The sequence below is a fragment of the Microcoleus sp. T3_A4 genome (assembly GCF_036700465.1).
In the GTDB taxonomy this organism is placed as follows: domain Bacteria; phylum Cyanobacteriota; class Cyanobacteriia; order Cyanobacteriales; family Microcoleaceae; genus Microcoleus.
Genome location: NZ_JAUBOY010000055.1, coordinates 26,395 through 44,780, shown reverse-complemented (window position 1 = coordinate 44,780; position 18,386 = coordinate 26,395). Strand labels below are relative to the sequence as shown.

15 protein-coding genes are annotated in these 18,386 nt (G+C 46.9%); 4 read left to right on the top strand and 11 right to left on the bottom strand.

What is annotated here, in order from left to right:
- Positions 1–508 precede the first annotated feature (508 nt).
- Positions 509–844, bottom strand: coding sequence for a 30S ribosomal protein S6 (rpsF, locus tag QUA07_RS25190; protein WP_015176119.1), 336 nt, complete (start codon positions 842–844; stop codon positions 509–511).
- Positions 845–910: 66 nt separating this feature from the next.
- On the opposite strand from rpsF, the gene QUA07_RS25185 reads away from it, so the two are divergent.
- The gene (locus tag QUA07_RS25185) at positions 911–1,777 is read left to right on the top strand and encodes a carbohydrate ABC transporter permease (protein WP_333330640.1); all 867 of its coding nucleotides are present in this window, start codon (positions 911–913) and stop codon (positions 1,775–1,777) included.
- Between the two features lie 475 nt (positions 1,778–2,252).
- On the opposite strand, the gene QUA07_RS25180 is transcribed toward QUA07_RS25185, so the two are convergent.
- The 7 genes from QUA07_RS25180 to glyA all read right to left on the bottom strand — a co-directional run bounded on the left by QUA07_RS25180 (position 2,253) and on the right by glyA (position 11,842).
- A complete protein-coding gene (locus tag QUA07_RS25180; protein WP_333330637.1) occupies positions 2,253–4,808 on the bottom strand; it encodes an HDIG domain-containing metalloprotein in 2,556 nt (851 codons plus the stop codon).
- A gap of 432 nt (positions 4,809–5,240) precedes the next feature.
- Positions 5,241–6,389 (bottom strand): ADP-ribosylglycohydrolase family protein, encoded by a 1,149-nt coding sequence (locus QUA07_RS25175; RefSeq protein ID WP_333330633.1) that lies wholly within the window; start codon positions 6,387–6,389, stop codon positions 5,241–5,243.
- A 174-nt stretch (positions 6,390–6,563) separates the two neighbouring features.
- Positions 6,564–7,004 (bottom strand): type II 3-dehydroquinate dehydratase, encoded by a 441-nt coding sequence (aroQ, locus tag QUA07_RS25170; RefSeq protein WP_138920973.1) that lies wholly within the window; start codon positions 7,002–7,004, stop codon positions 6,564–6,566.
- A gap of 112 nt (positions 7,005–7,116) precedes the next feature.
- A complete protein-coding gene (locus tag QUA07_RS25165) occupies positions 7,117–7,254 on the bottom strand; it encodes a hypothetical protein (protein ID WP_333081027.1) in 138 nt (45 codons plus the stop codon).
- 299 nt (positions 7,255–7,553) lie between these two features.
- Entirely contained in the window at positions 7,554–8,810 is a 1,257-nt protein-coding gene (locus QUA07_RS25160) for a competence/damage-inducible protein A (RefSeq protein WP_333330630.1), read from the bottom strand.
- 238 nt (positions 8,811–9,048) lie between these two features.
- Complete coding sequence (locus tag QUA07_RS25155) at positions 9,049–10,104, bottom strand: MraY family glycosyltransferase (protein ID WP_333081030.1); 1,056 nt, start codon at positions 10,102–10,104, stop codon at positions 9,049–9,051.
- 454 nt (positions 10,105–10,558) lie between these two features.
- Positions 10,559–11,842 (bottom strand): serine hydroxymethyltransferase, encoded by a 1,284-nt coding sequence (gene glyA / locus QUA07_RS25150; protein ID WP_333081031.1) that lies wholly within the window; start codon positions 11,840–11,842, stop codon positions 10,559–10,561.
- Positions 11,843–12,010: 168 nt separating this feature from the next.
- Between glyA and QUA07_RS25145 the strand changes: the two genes are divergently transcribed.
- Both QUA07_RS25145 and QUA07_RS25140 read left to right on the top strand, forming a co-directional pair.
- A complete protein-coding gene (locus QUA07_RS25145) occupies positions 12,011–12,208 on the top strand; it encodes a hypothetical protein (RefSeq protein ID WP_006631916.1) in 198 nt (65 codons plus the stop codon).
- 142 nt (positions 12,209–12,350) lie between these two features.
- Positions 12,351–12,824: a Tic20 family protein gene (locus tag QUA07_RS25140; RefSeq protein ID WP_333077581.1), complete on the top strand. Its 474-nt coding sequence runs from the start codon at positions 12,351–12,353 to the stop codon at positions 12,822–12,824.
- A 59-nt stretch (positions 12,825–12,883) separates the two neighbouring features.
- On the opposite strand, the gene QUA07_RS25135 is transcribed toward QUA07_RS25140, so the two are convergent.
- From QUA07_RS25135 to QUA07_RS25125, 3 genes are all read right to left on the bottom strand, one after another.
- The gene (locus QUA07_RS25135) at positions 12,884–13,663 is read right to left on the bottom strand and encodes a fumarylacetoacetate hydrolase family protein (protein ID WP_333330626.1); all 780 of its coding nucleotides are present in this window, start codon (positions 13,661–13,663) and stop codon (positions 12,884–12,886) included.
- Positions 13,664–13,751: 88 nt separating this feature from the next.
- Positions 13,752–14,333 (bottom strand): 5-formyltetrahydrofolate cyclo-ligase, encoded by a 582-nt coding sequence (locus tag QUA07_RS25130; protein ID WP_333330623.1) that lies wholly within the window; start codon positions 14,331–14,333, stop codon positions 13,752–13,754.
- A gap of 190 nt (positions 14,334–14,523) precedes the next feature.
- Complete coding sequence (locus QUA07_RS25125) at positions 14,524–15,921, bottom strand: NB-ARC domain-containing protein (protein WP_333330621.1); 1,398 nt, start codon at positions 15,919–15,921, stop codon at positions 14,524–14,526.
- Between the two features lie 213 nt (positions 15,922–16,134).
- Here QUA07_RS25125 and QUA07_RS25120 point away from each other — a divergent pair, with 213 nt between their 5' ends.
- A complete protein-coding gene (locus tag QUA07_RS25120) occupies positions 16,135–18,384 on the top strand; it encodes a dynamin family protein (RefSeq protein WP_333330617.1) in 2,250 nt (749 codons plus the stop codon).
- The last annotated feature ends 2 nt before the right edge of the window (positions 18,385–18,386 follow it).

Genomic DNA, 18,386 nt, shown 5'->3' with positions numbered 1-18,386 from the left:
TTTCGGCTCCGAGTTAACAATTTTTCTTAATTTTACATCATCTTGCATTTGTCTCACATTTATTTGAAATTACTATACAATGATTAAGCAGCTATGCTCAAGCATAGTCAAGTTTTTTGTAGTCAATTAGATAATAGACTTGGGCTAAGTGAATCGCTCTCGCCATCCTCAAAAAGCGAGCTTTCTTTGTTGATAAAAATAGATTAAGTCCCAGCAGCCTCTCCACAAAAAAGAGCGATCGTCTTCCCCTAGAAAAACAATCGCCCATTCACCTATAATTTCAATTAACATCAAGTCTCCCCCTTAAGAAACTATGCTGTACCCACAATTCCAGAGCGCCCCCTAGCGTCTTTTTCAGGAGGATGCCAGGGGGAGCGAAAGGCTCTGACGTTAGTTTTTCAAGTTGTGTGTACAGCGTAGCCCTTAAGAAAGGCGTGCCGGGGAATAAGCGGCCCTAATCGTCAAACAGTAGACGGGTACTACATCAGATTTTAAGTTGACACGACTCCTACTCGGCGACTTCAGCTTCCGCTTCCGCTTCAGGTGCATCTGGCACATCTTGCTTGATTGTCAAATAGCGAATCACTTCTTCGCTCAGACGCATCGCGCGCTCTAGGGTAAAAATTGCAGCGCCCGGAGCTGTATAGTTCATTTGAACGTATACTCCATCCCGGTGCTTGCCGATTTCGTAAGCCAAACGGCGCTTGCCGCGGTGCTGAGTTTCGATGTTTTCAGCACCTTGATCGCGCAAAATAGTTTGATATTTAGCGATCGCCTGGTCTGTCATTTCTTCACCCAAATCAGGGCGCAGAATGTACATAGTTTCGTAAATAAACGGTTTCATGGCAATAATCCCCTTATGGACAACAAGGCTTCTCACGAAGCAAGGACTTATCATCATATCCCAACAATGAACAATCTCAAAACTAAAAAACCAAATTCCCCAAACAACACTCCCTCGCCGTGGAGAACCCTGTGGACGTACAGCATCATGAGCGCGATCGCACTTTTAATGCTGTTTCCCTTGCTGTGGCTGCTCAGTACCTCCCTCAAATCCCCCAACGAAAACATCTTTCAATTTCCCCCGCAACTGTGGCCACAACAGCCAACCCTCGAAAACTTCATCAAAGTTTGGCAAACCAACCCCTTCGGCCGCTACCTGTTCAACAGCACCCTAATTGCCGGCCTCACAGTTAGCATCAACGTCCTCTTTTGTGCCCTCGCCGCTTACCCCTTAGCCCGACTCAAATTTCGCGGCCGCGAAGCCATCTTAATCACGATCGTTTCCACAATCATGATTCCCTTCCAAATAGTCATGATTCCCCTATACATATTGACAGTACAACTCGGACTCAAAAATAGTTATTTAGGCGTAATCTTTCCCGGACTAGCCTCAGCCTTCGGCATATTTTTATTGCGACAAGCATTCCTAGCAGTTCCCAAAGAACTAGAAGAAGCCGCCCGCATCGACGGCTGCAGCGAATTAGGCATTTGGTGGCACGTCATGATTCCGGCAATTAAGCCAGCTTTAGTTACCCTAGGAATTTTCGTATTTATCGGTTCTTGGAGCGACTTTCTGTGGCCACTGCTAGTTTTAGACAGGCCGGAATATTACACTTTACCTTTAGGGGTAGCTAATTTAGCCGGGACATTTTCTTTAGATTGGCGTTTAGTTGCGGCGGGTTCTATTATTTCTATTGTTCCAGTTTTAGGACTATTTTTGCTCTTGCAAAAATACATTGTCCCAACAGAAACTGCTGCGGGAGTCAAAGGATAGAATCAAGATAAAAAATCCGCGTTAATCCGCGTTCATCTGCGGTTAAAAATTAAAATCTTTTGAACTCACAAGTCACCAAATTTATGTGTGATGTAGGAACGGCAAGAAATCCGCTGGATTGTTGACTGCGCTGGGGTTGTAGATACTACAGCGTATTCCAGGTTTGTGAAGTGTAGGGACACGGCACTGCGGTCTTCCTACGAGGAGCTAACTAGAGGCGGGTGTACTTCATAAATATGGAATCTGCTGTATCATCGCTTTTGCAAATGCGATCGATGCCCAAGACTGGCAAAAATTGCGATCGCACCTAACCGGCGAAAGAGATATCGACTCTTCGGAATTTTGAGGAATCAAAAAACCTGTCTTAATTGTCAGCGACAATTCTGAAGTGCATGACTATTTGCGCGGCAAATCTCAATGCAATCTCATTCACAACTAAAATGCCAACTGATTTTTAATAACTAAAAATTTCCTCCTACCTGGGAGTGAAAACTGCACTAGGGTAAGCAATCCGCTTGTGATTGAACTGTTCCCAAACTCGCACAAAAATCTCCGCAATTAGAGACATATCCTCCCGCGTCAAATCCGAATCAATCAACTGATTATCCTGCCAGCGAGCCCTCAAAATCCGATTAACCATATTCAAAGCCTCTTCATGAGTAGCATCCTTGAGCGATCGCAAAGCAGCCTCGCAAGAATCCGCCAGCATCAAAATCCCGGTTTCCCGCGACTGCGGAATCGGCCCATCGTAGCGAAAATCTTCCTCCCTCACTTGGCGACTTGCGATTGTTAACTTTGAATTATCCGCATCTGGCAAAGCAATCTTTAAATCTTCTATTTCTTGTGCAGCAATTTGCTGCGCTTGGTGGTAGAAGTAAGCAATTAACATTGTACCTTGGTGCTCAGGAATAAACGCCTGAATCGCCTTTGGCAATCGATGCTTCCGCGCCATCACCAAACCCTCGGTAACGTGCTTTTTAATAATCTCCGCGCTTGCCCAAGGGTCATTAATTTCATCGTGTTTGTTGCCCCCACCCATTTGATTTTCACAGAATCCGAGCGGGTCGTGCATTTTTCCAATATCGTGGTATAATGTTCCAGCTCTGACCAGCTCAACATTGCAGCCGAGTTCCCGGGCCGCAGCCTCCGCCAAACTCGCCACAAACAGCGTGTGCTGAAAAGTCCCCGGAACCTCGGCAGCCAATTTCTTCAACAGCGGGCGGTTGGGATTGGCAAGTTCCGCCAGCCGGATCGGCGTAATCAAGTCAAAAACGTGTTCCAAATAAGGGCTGACGCCGATCGCCACAACGCTCCAAGCCAAACCGGCCAAACTTTGCGCGCCCACCGTACCGAGCACGACGTACCAAATCGCACCGGCAGCCGCGCTGGCAATCAAAGTCCCCACCAGATAAACCGTACCCTGAGTCAACCCAACAGCCAAGCCCAAAAGAGCCAATTCCTCGCGCGATCGCAGCCGCCCGGCCATAAAAGCGCCCAGCAATCCCCCCGCCCCGCTAGCCACCAAATGAATCAAGTCCACATTTAAGCCAACGGGCAGCAGCGCCGACAGCAACCCCACCACAGTCACTCCCACTGCCGAACCGTAGAAGCCGCCCGCTAAAATCCCGATCGCCGGCAAACTCGTCCAAGGCAGGCCCAAACTCACTAGCACCGGCGCGCTCAAAGTCAGCAGCAGCAATAGCAAATGATCTCTGCGGCGCAAGCGGTAGTGCCTTTCCACCAGCAGTACGATCGCAATTGCCCCCGCGACTAAACAAACAAAACCCGTCAGCCCCAGCCAATTCACCCCCCGCCGACTTAAACCAAAATAGTCCAGCAACACGAAATCTTGCTGCGAGATCTCTTGTCCTTGGGCAACAATTATCTCGCCCTGATCTACTGCGATCATCACCGGTTTCACCTTTTGCGCCGCTAATTCAGCTAGCTGTTTGGTTTCCTCGCGATCTCTCACCAGATTTGGCTGCAAAATCGCTGTTAAACCCTCCACCGCCAAAGCTTGGGACTCTAACGGCACTTCATCAGCCACTTGCAGCTTCACGGCTTCTTGCAAAATCTCTTTGGGCAACCCCTGCGGGATACCTTGAGCCACCATTCTTTTTGCCGCCCGACTCATACCGGTTTGGGTTTTCTGCCAAGCTTCATCGGACAAATCAAACAGCGAAGTATCGTAAATCTGTGGCAGACCCAAAACCGACGGTTTTCCCAGCGCCTCCACAGCATTGAGATAGCGCTGGCGAGCAGAGGAAATACTGTCTGTCAGGCTTTGAAAATCTGCTGCCCGGACCGATCGGCTGTAAGCTTGCAGTTGAGCGATAGCATCTTGCTGAGACTTGTTATCTGTTGCCCCAGCAATTGCCGGGGAATCCAAACTCAATCGCTCGGAAGTTGCCCTTTTGTCACCCGCTTGCGCCAAAATCGAGCGCCACTCCCACTCGGGACAGCCCCGCAAGTAAACCTGGACCGCAAGTGAGAGCGCCGAGGTACTCGCAAACGGAAACGGGCCTACCGCCTCCCGTAGCTCGCTTCCCTGCTGCAAAAATTGTTGCAATTCTTGATAAATTTGTCGATCGACCGCCGAATCCAGCATTAATATCGCTACAGCCCCTGTCCGCGCTGCTTTCCGCTGTTCTTCAGTAGTTTTGTAATCGGGGACGCTAGCAGTAGCAGGAGCCTTAATCGTCTGAGGAGCTTTCGTCCCCACATCCAGTTTCGGCTGGTTGTAGAAGCGGTGGCCCAGAGTGCTGCTTAGGGAAACTACCGCTACCAGCGCCAACATAGGGGAACGAGCTTGATTTTTGAGACTTGATTTGGAGGTTTTACTTGTAAATCTAGTAGTAAAAGTCTCGGGAAGAATCCATTTCGGGCGCGACAAACGGCTCAGGAGAGGCCCGCCAGCGCGATCTGTATCTGCTTTGCTACAGCCATTTTGCACTTTAGCAATGTGTTGGCGCAGTGAGCGCGCAGCCCCTAGCTGCTCAATCTGCCGCATCAATGAGGAGAGCGTATTCATTTGTGTCGAAGATATATCACTGTTATCCAGCAGCTTTGTCAGAATTTCTGACTAGGCATCTTGATTGATTTTATCTGAACTACCGTGGCTGAATATTCAGCCCTCCAGGCCACTTTGTCTGACTATCGCCAGCAGTTGGCTTTCCTGACGGTGGCCCACAACGCAAGCAGCTTCTTTGCTTCCCTTATCCATCTTGAACAGAACTCGCGCGCGAGGGCTAAAAACCCCGTTTCTCCGTAGATTCTTCGTTTCCCAACCCCCTATTCTCGTTTAAACCTGGCTTGTTGGGGCAGGGGCGTCGGATTTAATTTTTCACATTTAATTTCTCACTTTTTAATCTTTAATTGTTGCTCTCCTTCCCCTTTCGCTTTTGAGTTGTTAATGGCTAATTGCTAATTTCTGGTGTCCCCTTACCGTTAAAAGCTCCAAACTTTATATTTTACGAGGTCTAATGACATAAGGTGCAGCCACCGATCGGGCTAGCGCTGCGGAATCCAGTGCGGCATCTGGGCTGTAAACTCCTGCCCAAACAGCAAACAGGTTATTTGCTAACTCTACAATTTTTGCCTCGCTGCCCGTTCCCCAGAGCGAGGGTTCTCGGCCCTCGGCTAGCTGCTGCGAATTAACCTCAGCCGAAGATACCTGTCGCCATTCTACAGGAATCCCAGCAACGCCGTTATAGGCTCCAGACAAAGCTCCTGTCAAAGCGCAGGTTATTTGTCCGGCTATACCACAGCGGGCAGCCCGCACCACTGACAAGCGCAAGTCTTCTGGGGTGTTCAAAAAGCAGTAGAAAGCTAAGGCAATGGGAATGAAATTTCCTGGGTTGACAATTGACTGGGTTTGTAATTTTTTTTCACCTTCGCCCTGTCTTTCTCGCAAAGCTGTGGCGCTTTTGCACAGATGAGTGGCGGCTGTTTCTAAATCGGCTCCCTTTTCTAGTAGTATTTGCACTTGCAGCAGCAGCTCTGTTATGGCATTATCGGTTTTCAGGTAGGCAAGTGTTTGCTCGATCGCTGTCGCGGGGTCAAGTCTTTCTTTGAGAGAGCGGGCGATCGTATATGCTACTGCTAAAATTGCTGTTTCCCATTCTGGCTGGTTTTCGTGGTGCCAAACCTCTATCGCCAGCATGATTTTTTCTCGCAGCTTGGCTTTATTTTCGTGAAAAAACATCGCGGATGGCAGCGCAGCAACAGCAGCTTCACCAGGGTTAAGCAGGGTTTGAAACTCACTGTTGCGGGGATGGTAGATTTCCGACTTGGCAAATGCTTCCCAAGTATCGCGCCAATCTTTTAAATCTAAACCCCTACACCGAATTAAACTTTGAACACACGCTACCGCAAGTCTCCCGGATGCGGATGAGTCTCTGCGAGTTGGGATTTTACTGTTGACAGAATTCAACGCCAATGTTGCGCCACTTACGGTCAATTGTTGGTGTTTCGTCAGTTGTAAAATCGGCTGCAAGTCTTCTGTTTGGGGGGGAATACCCACGAGTTGCCTCTGGTATTGCAGGCCTATAGAGTCTCCTAAAACTGCCCCTAGGATGGTTCCTTGAAACTTGCTCAACAGGGAATGCCGCATTTGAATTTAACTCAAGTTGTTAGTAATTGGTAATTGGTAATTGGTAATTTAGAATTCTTCCTGGTTTCCTTCTTTGCGTAACTTTTGTGATTAATTTGAATTCAACCCAAACATATAAGGGCTGGTTTTCCATCTAAAACCTGCCCTTATCCGATCGCTACAATCGGTAAATTTCTAATTTTTAATCAGGTAACTAACTAGAGCTTGCAGCCCCAGCCGATAACTTTCTGAGCCAAAACCGCTGATTTGCCCGATCGCCACCGCTGCGATAAACGAGTGATGCCGAAAAGCTTCCCGCCGATAAATATTGCTCAGATGAACTTCTACCGCAGGGATATTCACTGCGGCGATCGCGTCTCTAATTGCCACACTCGTATGAGTATAAGCTCCAGCATTAATCAATAAGCCTTGGTGCTGCCCTAACATCGAGTGAATTGCATCCACCAACACCCCTTCATGATTCGACTGCTGAATTGAGACTTGCACCTGGAGGGCTTGCGCTTCTCGTTCTAGCAACTTGTTGATATCATTTAAAGTCGCAGAACCATAAACTCCAGGTTCTCGCTGACCCAATAGATTCAGATTAGGGCCGTGAAGTACCAGGATATTTAACAATTTTAAAATTTCCAGCGCAACAAAAATTATGAGAGTTTTGACATGGGATTTAGAACCACCCTGCCACCTCAAACGTCAAACCTTAAACCTTAAGCTTCTAATTCAGTCCCGACTACCTGCGATTCCTTGGTTGGTTGACAGGAATACGAATCGGTTCAAGTTCCGGTTCAGGATCGGGACTCAGCAGTCCTTCTATCAGCTTGCGAACCCATTCTTTAATTTCTTCCAGCACCTTTTCAATGTCTTCCATTGAACGGATAGCTCCTTTTTTTATAGTCTAGATTGCTAAACCGACGGCTAAATATCTGAAAATAAGCAGGCACGACTTTGAAACCAAAGGTCAAACTTGCTTTCTCGCTTGCTGGTTATTTTGAGCAATGGAGAGATTCAGTATATTGGCCAATCAGTCCTATCTTATTATCATAACGAATCTTTACAGATAATCAAGAGGCAAAAGGAAAATTGCCGAATTATATCAGAGTATAGAGTCTTAAATAAAGCTTAAGCTTACGATTGACTGTTGACAATTGACCAATCGTAGGATTTTTTCTACGCTTTTGCCAGCAATAATTTACGCCGGAGCCGATCGAGCGCCGTACAGCTACTCAGATTCCGAATCCAATCGCGGCCTCTGGCATCGCCAAAACGGTATTCAAAACTTTCTGCGTCCCCGTGGGGCCCCGCTAAACCGACATAAACCAGTCCGACAGGCTTAGCATCTGTGCCGCCTCCGGGCCCGGCGATGCCTGTAATGCTCAATCCCCAATCGGTATTGAGGCTGGCGCGAACTCCCGCAGCCATTTGTTTTGCCACTTGGTGGCTGACTGCGCCAAATTCGGCTAAATCTTGGGGATTAACACCTAATAATCCTTCCTTAACCCGATTGTCGTAAGAAATTATCCCACCTAAAAAGTAGCTCGAACTGCCGGGAACACCAGTCAGCATCGCCCCCAATCCTCCTCCGGTGCAGGATTCAGCAACGCTAAGAGTTTGTCCCGCATCCAGCAACAGTTGGCCGACAGTGGAAGCGAGGGTATCGCTATCAGCACCGTAACAGTCTAAGCCGGCAATTTGCCGCAATTGTTGTTCGATCGGCTCAATCACGTTTTTCGCAGCCACGGAGGACTCCGCGCGGGCCGAAATCCGCAGTTTGACTTCGCCGTGATTGGCGTAGGGAGCCACAGTAGGATTAGTTAAATTCAGAAAACTATCTACTTTTTCCGCCAATGCCGACTCAGCAATCCCCCAAAATTTTAATGTGCGGCTGTAAATAGTGGCGCTACACCAGCCGCCATTTTTCAGGTAAGGAACGGCGGTTTCTCGCCACATCAAGTGCATTTCCGCCGGTACGCCGGGAAATGTCATTACTGTCACGTCAGAAACCGGCTGCCAAATAATGCCCGGTGCAGAACCGCTGCGGTTTGGCAGAATGTCCGCACTTTCTGGAATTAAAGCTTGTTTGCGATTGCTGGGGCTCATGGTGCGTCCCCGCTGGGCATATTTGTATTCGATATCTGCGATAATTTCCGGCTTTTCGATGAGAGGAACCCCAAAAAAATCGGCGATCGTTTCGACTGTGAGGTCGTCTGGTGTGGGGCCCAGGCCTCCGGTGAAGAGCAAAAGCTGCGATCGACTGACGGCAATTTCTAACACTTGTTTGATGCGTTCTGGATTGTCCCCCACCACTGTTTGATAGTAGTGAGGGATTCCCAGACTCGCTAATTCTTTGGCTAAAAACTGGGCATTGCTATTAAGAATATCGCCTAACAGCAATTCAGTGCCAACACAAATAATTTCAGCAACCATTCAATTTTAGATTTTAGATTTTGGATTTTAGATTGGGGAATTGGGCATTGGTAATTGGGAATTGGCCAAACAGGGCATTGGCCAAACAGGGCACTGGACTCTGGGCATGGGGCATGGGGCATTGGGCATTGGCCAAACAGGGCATTGGGCATGGGGCATTAGTTATTAGAACAAATAACAAACAACTAACCATTGACTAATGACTAATGACTAAGGACTAATGACTAAGGACTAATGACTATCGAGCGTGTCTCCAAACTTTCCAGCTAGCATATCCCAGCAAACTGGTTGCACCCATAGCGTAAATTACGCCACTGGGAACGGAAAAAGCTAGGGCTAAACTTCCAACCCACAGTGTCAGCGAGTAAATAAATAAAACCGCAAATCGATGGGATAGTCCGGCTTGTAGAAGTCGGTGGTGAAGGTGGCGCTTGTCAGCAATAAACGGTGACTTGCCGTTGCGAAGTCGATCGAGAATCACCGCCGACATATCTAAAATCGGTACAGCTAAAATTAAATATGGCAGCAACACAGAAGTAACAGCCGTAGTTTTAACTAACCCAATTACTCCCACTCCAGCGAGAGTAAACCCGATAAAATAAGCCCCGCCATCTCCCATAAAGATTTGAGCCGGATTGAAGTTGTAGCGCAGAAATCCCAAGGCCCCGCCAGCTAAAGCCGCTGCAATCAGGGCCGCCGCCGGTTGGTGCATCGCCAGACTGACAATCAGCATTACAACTGCTGCAATCCCTGAAACTCCGGCAGCTAAACCGTCCAAACCGTCAATCCAGTTGATGGCATTCGCCATGCCGACGAGCCAAATCACGGTAATTGGCAAGCTCAGCCAGCCAATATTAGTCAGTCCCAAGGAGGGAACTGTCAGAAACTCAATTTGTACGCCTGCCATCCAAACGATGCTGGATACGCCAACTTGCATGAGCAAGCGTTTTAAGGCCGAGAGTGAAAATAGGTCGTCTGCTAAACCGATGAGGAAGAATCCGATGCCGCCGAGGGTGACTCCCCAAATTTCGTATTCGTCTTTGGGATTGAGAACTTGTCCGTTAGCATCGATGAAGCCTCCTGAGAGCCAGACAAATAAGAGGGCAATGATAGTGCCGAGAAAGATGGAAACTCCTCCCAAGCGGACCATAGGGCGCTTGTGGACTTTTCGCTCGCCTGGCCGATCGACTCGCCCGCTTTTGAGACCAATTTTTTTGACTATTGGTGTACTCCAGAGGACGACGATCGCAGAAACCAGAAAAGCGAGTATGTGGTACAGATACTGGTACGGCATCTGAAATCAATTTTAAATAGTGCGGGGCAATTAGGCTGTCAGGCAGAGTCTACTACATTTCAGATGGCTTATAACAAGGAAACATCTTGAAGAGCGACTGGGGGTTTGGGAGTCGGAGATTTGCCGCAATGGCAGTTGCCCTGGGGCGAATTGTCAGGTTTTTCATTCATAACTCTCGAATTAACGATTTGAAATATCGACTTTTTCGCGAGCAAAAAAGTCGATATTTGGCGAGCGGGCCCAGTTGAGCGGTATCTTTCGCAACCGACAAATACCGTTAGTCAAACCAGCCCCGCCCGACAAATATCTTTACTAAAAACCGTATTGGCGATCGATATTTTTGGTGAAAACCGCTTGTCAATATCGCTACCGGCAACTCTCAATCTTTTCCTGCTCTTTTACCCTTTTACCCGTACACTTCCAACTACCAATTTCCCATTGCCGATCAGGAAAATTAAGCTAATGCCGGCACTTTCAAGTACAAGTGGGGATATAAGGGGAAGCGATCGCACAGTGCTGCTACTCGACGCAGGCAGTCGGCTGCGACGCTTTCATCATCTGGATTTAGCAGGCGATCGGCAATAATATTGCCAATCTCGGTAAATTCTGCTGTTCCCATTCCCCTGGTGGTCATCGCCGGCGAACCGAGTCTCAAACCGCTGGTTACAAAGGGCGATGCCGGATCGAAAGGCACGGTATTTTTATTAGCAGTAATATTCACACCGCTGACTAATTGGTCCGCTCGCTTGCCTGTCATATTTGCCGATCGCAAATCAACTAGCATTAAGTGATTGTCCGTGCCACCGGAAACGAGTTTTAAACCCCGCTGCTGCAACTGTGCCGCTAAAGCCCTTGCATTTTCAATTACTTGACCGGAATAAGTTTTAAATTCAGGCTTTAATGCTTCGCCGAAAGCTACTGCTTTGCCCGCAATGACGTGTTCTAAGGGCCCACCTTGAGTACCGGGGAAAACTGCTTTGTCAAACTTTTTACCTAATTCCGGGTCATTGGTCATAATCAAGCCACCACGGGGGCCGCGCAGGGTTTTGTGAGTGGTGGTGGTGACTGCGTGACAGTGGGGAAGGGGGTTGGGGTGATGCCCTGTGGCGACTAACCCGGCGATGTGGGCGATGTCGGCGAGCAGGTAGGCTCCGATTTCGTCGGCGATCGCTCTAAACTTCTCAAAGTCGATAATTCGCGAATATGCTGAATAGCCACAAATTAGCAATTTCGGTCGGTTTTCTTTGGCAAGTGCCAAAATTTCGTCGTAGTCGAGCTGTTCTGTTTCTTGGCTGACGCCGTAGTGAAAAGCTTTGAACCATTTGCCGGATACGTTGACCGGTGAACCGTGGGTCAAGTGGCCGCCGTGGGACAAATCCATGCCCATAATTCCGTCTCCGGGTTCCAGCAAGCTCAAAAACACTGCAAAGTTGGCTTGAGCGCCGGAGTGGGGCTGGACGTTGGCGTGAGCGGCTCCAAATAGCTGTTTGGCGCGATCGATCGCAATTTGCTCGATGCCGTCAATAAATTCGCAACCGCCGTAGTACCGTTTCGCTGGCAGTCCTTCGGCGTATTTATTGGTCAGCACTGAGCCTTGAGCGGCCATTACCGCTGCGGAGGTAAAGTTTTCGCTGGCGATGAGTTCTAGGTGGTCTCGCTGCCGCTGGAGCTCTTGCCCGATTAAATCGGCAATCAGCGGATCGGTTTTGGAAAGGAATTCTAAGTTAGTGTCCGTCACAATAATCAACCTCTTGACAGTTTTGGGATTGGGAATTGGGGATCTTATACCGTACTACGGATTTCGCACCATTGACATAAATATTACGTTGTGTTCAGGTTAAGCGGTTTGTCCCCAACTCCTGACATACAATGAAATTACTGGTGTGAAACCTGCCGGAGGTATCAAATGTTAGTCATTTTAATGGAAAATCAGATGCTTGCCCCTCAGTGTGTTTGCCAAAGTTGTTTGCTGGCAGATCGCACTGGGCAACCGCGCTGGAGTGGTGGAGAGCTTCGCTGTGGACATCCAGTTGCTAAACCTACGGAAAATTTGCCCGATCGGTACGAGTGTCAAATGGGCTTCGTCATTGCCAATATTAAATAAGAAAGCCTGCCCTTGGTAGTTGAGGCTGCTCCCCGCTGAGTAAAAAGCCAATTCCGGGCGAGTCGGAACACAAACCCTGCTGCTGCGTTATCCTGAGTTTAATGGAATTCATAGTTAATCGATCGACTCAGGAGAGTTCATTATGACTTGGCGCGGATCTACAACTGTTCCAGACCGGATTTTTGCTTCTTTGCCTTATTTGCTCCCGTTGGTTGACGGGCTTGCCTTTGGCAGGTTTCTGTTTACACAGTTTCCTGTCCTGCAACTGTTGTTGATACCGCTAGCTCCATTGATGCAAATTTATAGTTTGCCCTTTGCTAGCTTGATTATCTTCTTTGCTCTGTATTTAGGAGTAGTTAGAAACGAAAACATCAGTCACTTCATTCGTTTTAATGCGATGCAGGCGATTCTTTTAGACATTGTTTTGATGCTGTGTGGTCTGGTTTTGCCGATTTTTTCTAACGGCGTTCAAGTCGCATTTATTGCGGAAACTCTGTATAACATGGTGTTTTTGGGCGCTTTTGCTGCATTTGTCTATGCAGTCGTGCAGTCGCTTTTGGGACGCTATGCAGAGATTCCTCCGCTTTCGGATGCTGTTTATATGCAGGTTCGTTAGTTAGTTGACAGTTGACCGTTGACAGTTGACCGGTGACCGTTGTTGGTGATAATTACCAATTACCCATTACTAATAACTACTGTATTTTCAAGACTGCCGATGCCTTCAATTTCGATGCGGACTCGATCGCCTATTTGTAGTGGCCCTACTCCTTGCGGCGTTCCCGTCAGTATCACATCACCGGGAATTAGGGTCATAATTTGACTGATGTAGGAGACGAGAAAGTCTGGGGAAAATACCATGCGATCGATCGGGGATGACTGTACCGGTCGCTCGCTCTCATTGACAAAAGTCTGCAGTTGTGCAGCAGGACTCAGTTCGCGGACAATCCAAGGCCCCAAGGGACAAAAAGTATCGAACCCTTTGGCCCTCGCCCACTGGTTGTCCCGCTTTTGCAAATCTCTGGCTGTTACGTCGTTGGCGATGGTATAGCCCCAAATTTTGCTGTGTGCTTGTTCGGGAGTGCAGTTGGTACAATGTTCGCCAATTACCAGGGCTAATTCTCCCTCGTAGTCTACCCTTTCCGACTGCTGCGGATAACGAATCTCTGCACCTGCTGGGATGACGGCACTCGGAGGCTTGAAAAACAGCAGGGGTTCTTCCGGTACTGGGGTTCCCATCTCGGCGGCGTGATCGACATAATTTTTGCCTACGGCTACAATTTTTGAGGGAGCGCACGGGGCGAGAATTTGGTAAGTATCTGGTGAAAGTTCCAAATCGGTTGGTTGTCCTTTTAACCAGGGCGGTGCATCAAATACTTGAACGCTGTGGCCCAGTTGCAGTAAACCGTAATGGATGTGTCCTTGTGTTGTTTTGACTCGAACGTAGCGCTGGGCCATACTATTTTAGATTTTAGGTTTTAGATTCTAGATTCTAGATTAAGAGGATATAGGCATAATTGCGGAAAATTAATTTGTTTATGCCCGTTTAAGATTTTCGCTGTGCAATTTTGCAACCACTTTCTGTACAAATGCTGTGCAGCGGTTTATCCCAGCAGTCAACTGGTAGTTGGGCGACCAAGGCAAATTCAAAGATAATGCCGATCGTAACTTTTGATTCCCACTCAGCTAAACTAAGCATTCGATCGTAATAGCCACCCCCGTAGCCCAAGCGATAGCCGCGAACATCGCAGCCTACTGCGGGTACGAGCATTAAATCTACTTCTGAGTGGTCTATTTTAGAAGCATCCGGCAGGGGTTCGAGTATGCCATAAGCTCCAGTATGTAAAGCATCTCCGGGCTGCCAGATGTGCCAGGATAGCTCTTTGCCGACACAGCGGGGAAATCCCCATTTGCGGGGAGTTACAAATAGGGGACTTAAATCGGGTTCTTGGCGACAACTGAAGTAGGCGAGGATTGTTTTTGCTTGGGTGAATAGGGGCGAGTTTTGCAGGTGATTGCAGATGCTCGCGCTCTTTTGTCTCCATTCTTGTGCTGATAGGGATTTGCGGGTGTGGAGGAGCGATTTTCTTAATTCGGTTTTAGTTAATGAAGGTTCAGCAGTATTCATATTTGCGATCGGATCTCTCCTTTGACTTCCAGTCTGACAGGGGTTAAAAACCCATGTCTCACAGCGAAAGTCCTCTAAAAGAGGACTAAAATTAATTGCATTTTCATCACACTCTGCAGTCGGTTTTAACCGACTTTAGCTTTGAGGCAGGGGTTGAAACCCTGCCGGACTGCCGGACTGTCGGAAAGTATCAACCAACTGGATTTGAGAGCACATATTGTCTCACCACAGGACAAACACTGAATAGCGTTTCATTCTCCTGTTCTTCTCTTTCAACTAACGATCGCCTCCCCAAAGATTGCAGCCCGTTGAATAACTCAGAGGGCGATAAATCGGCATCTTGTAGCAATTGCTCTATTGAAACTGAATTGGCTTCGCGGCTGAGTCGGGAGATTAGCTTTTTCTCTAATTCTGACAAACGATTTATCTGCGGGTACAATGTTGCTGCCAATTCTTCCCCTAAGAATAGCCTATCATATTTTAAAAATTCTGCAACCCTACCTCGGAATATTTCTTGAATGGTGGTGGCGACTATTTTTAACCACAATGGATTGCCTCGGTAGGTGTTAATTAGGTTTTCCCATGTTTCAGGATTGAGTAAACTTTTTTGTCGGAAAATTTCCGCTGCTGCTGTACCTATGCCTTTGAGTTGTAAGCTGCGAACTGGTGAATTTTCACCTTTTAAGGCGGTAATTTCTCTGGGGGGTTCCCAACTGTTGAGGATTAAACAACTGTTGTGGGTTGTTTCTCCGATTTGTCTGAAGAGGATGCTGTAATTTTCGCATTCGGGGCGGTAATTTCCTGCTAATTGTCCGCTGCTGAGAATGGTTTGCACGTCGTCGAGGATGATGAGACAGCGGTTTTTTCGCAGATATTCCATTAACAGGGAAAGGCGATCGGGAATGCTGGTAGGGAGTTCGATTTCTGGTTTATTTAAGAGAAATTCTAGGAGATTTTTTAGGGTAGTTTCTAAGGGTGGGGAGTAGCGGAGACTTCGCCAGATGACGTATTCAAAGTTATGCTGAATTTTTTGGATGAGGTGGAGGGAAAGGGCGGTTTTGCCAATGCCGCTTATTCCTAATATGGCTGCAAGGTTGCACTTGTCTTGGACGATGGATTTTTCGAGGGTGGCGAGTTCGGATGTGCGATCGGACAATGATGAAATGTGAGGTGCGTCTGCTAAGTCTAGTCGGGGTTGGGGTTGGGATATGTCTGAGGTGGGGCTTGAGGGCGATCGGGTTTTTGGAATTTCTGAAGCTTGCAAACTATTATCACAGACATTTACATTACCAATCTGTAAAGAATTTTTTCCATAATTTGAAAAGTAGGCAAATTGCGACCTCTCCAATGCCGACCTAAAATTTAATTTATTGACATTTTCACCTAATACATCTGAGAGTAGTTGCCATAATTCCGATGCGACATTTCTGACATGACCTTCTGTGCAGTGAGATTCTTCTGCAATTTTAGAGTATCTTTGACCTTTCCATACACCCAGCAGGATAGCTTTTTGCAGATCCTCCAAATGTTCTCCCGTCTTGGCGAAAACCATGTCATCGGCAAATCTCAAGACTTCTTGAACGTTCATTAGTCAGGTAGGCGTGAAAGTTTTGCCTATTTTATCATATTTTTTATGACATTTTCTGACAAAGATGACACAATCTGACGTTTTCTGACAGAGCGATCGTCTCAATTGCTGATAAAATTTGACATTTTATGACTCCGATAAATTCCTAATTAGAAGATAATTATAAAAAACAAATAACTTCCTGTGGATTAAACTAGCGGGTAGCAGAATGCTATGAACATTAATTTTAGACGCTATCGGGAACAGAAAGGTATCAGTCAAGAATCAGTTGCCAGCGGGCTCGGCATTTCTGTAGAACAGGTTAAAAATTATGAGCAGTTCCCTGCACAAGTTCCGATGGGAATGGCAGTAAAATGGCTGCAAATATTAGGTGTTGACATTGCAACTGCCATGTCAGAGGAAATACCTCCACTCCCAGGAATTGAACCAGGCAGTCCCTACGCTGAACTTTATCGCCGGCTAAATTTACTTAATCAGTATATCGATGAAAATTCTTTTTTACCTTGGCTAGAATTGCCAACGGAACTACGTATACCTAACGATCTGCAAGAACAAATTAACCAGTATTATCAAAAACCAAATGTTGTCTTGACAGGAGCATTTGACTCTGGTAAATCCTATCTTGCTAATACTCTTTTAGGCCAAAAAGTATTGCCAACAGGCTATCAGCCTGCAACAAGAGTCATTACCATTGTTTGTCATGTGGAAAGTCGCCCCGAATGGTTTGATGGAAACGTGGGAATTATTGATGAGAAATTTTGGCAAGATGAAAACGGCAAGCTAAATTTTGACTTCCTATATTTAGAGGATCGGGAGCGTTGTCAGAAGCATTTTTTGCAATTCGGCTCCTTTGACCTGCTAGAAAAATATGGCGTACACCAATATGATGACTCTGATGACAGCAATGAGGGCGGACATACAGCTATAGTTTATGTAGATGCTCCTTTGTTAAGAGCGTGTAACCTGATTGACCTTCCCGGTTACTCTGATAAACAAGATGAAGTATCAAAGGATGTTGAGAAAGCTAATAGTGCCACCAAGATTGCTAATGTCTTGCTTTATGCTTCTCCTGCCAAGGGTCACATCAATGGTCAAGATATGGTGCGACTTCGGAATTTGCTGCGTTTGTTGCCGGCCCCAGAGAATGAATGCAACGACTTTCCGACGCTAGGAAATTTCTTTATTGTGGCGACACACGCCGATCCGAGTATCCCTGACGATGAGCTTCCCAAAATTCTCAATAAAGCTTCAGCCAGACTGTATAAAGAACTTGATGAAACTGCTATAGAGTTTCGTCGGAAGCTAACAAAGCGGGATATTACCAAGGAAGATGTGCAAAAGCGTTTCTTCACTTTCTGGTCAGAAAAGCCGGAGCGCTGTCAGCGTCTCTTTGATGATTTAACTCAACTCCTCTGCGAGACTCTTCCTAAACCAGTCATCTCTCGTATCGACCGCGAAATCAATGCGGTCAAAAAAGACAAACAACAAGAATACGCTAACTCGATTGAGCAATATCAAACAACTGTTGCCAAAATAGAGGAGTATCGAAAGGAGCTTGACAAAGCCGAGAAAAATGAACCTGAACGTCAGCGAGAAATGCGGCAAAAACGCAGTCAAGTGAGCAAACAAATTAAGGAATTAGAGAAAGATACCCGCAAATCATTTCAGACCTATGCAGAAAAAAAGATCGATGTAGAGTTTATAGAACAAATGATTCGCCAGAGATACGACAAACAGAAAGAGGCTCAAGAATACGCTCCCGGTTATTTAGTCGATCTGCTGCAAAGTCATTTAGAAAATCGGATTAGTGTCAATTCTGAAAAACTCAAGGCTGAGATTGACACTTTTCTAGAAAAATACCCCGTGCCTAAACTTCCCAACAAAGATGGAATAGTAGTATCTATTCCCTTCGATACAAAAGGAGCTTTTCTTGGTGGGGTAGCAGGTTTAGGTACTTATGGTGCCTTAGCCGCTTGGGCAGCAGGCCTTGGCAATCTTGGCAGCTATATCTTAGTAGCGAAATTAGTCAGTCTTTTGTCAGCACTTGGTATTAGTATCGGTGGTGGCACGGCAACAGTAATTTCTTTCGTAGCTGCGATTGGTGGCCCAATAGTTCTAGGGATCGGTTTAGCTGCTGGACTGGCTTCTTTGGTGTGGAATTTTTTTGGGGAAGCTTGGCAGAAGCGGTTAGCAAAAGAAATTCACCAACAATTCAAAAAACAGGGTGTTGTTGATAAATTCTTAGGAGGAATCGACCAGTATTGGCAAGAGACAGCCACAGCCTTTGATAAAGGTGCCGACGCAGTTGAAGCAAAATGCAAACAGTATCTCAAGCATCTGCACGAAATTACTTCAACTGATACCCAGTCAAAAGAACGAATTGAACAGATTATCATAAATCTGGAGAAACTCAGGGTTTTTTTCGCCAACATTCCTTGGGATACCCAGGGAGAATGTTTGTAAAA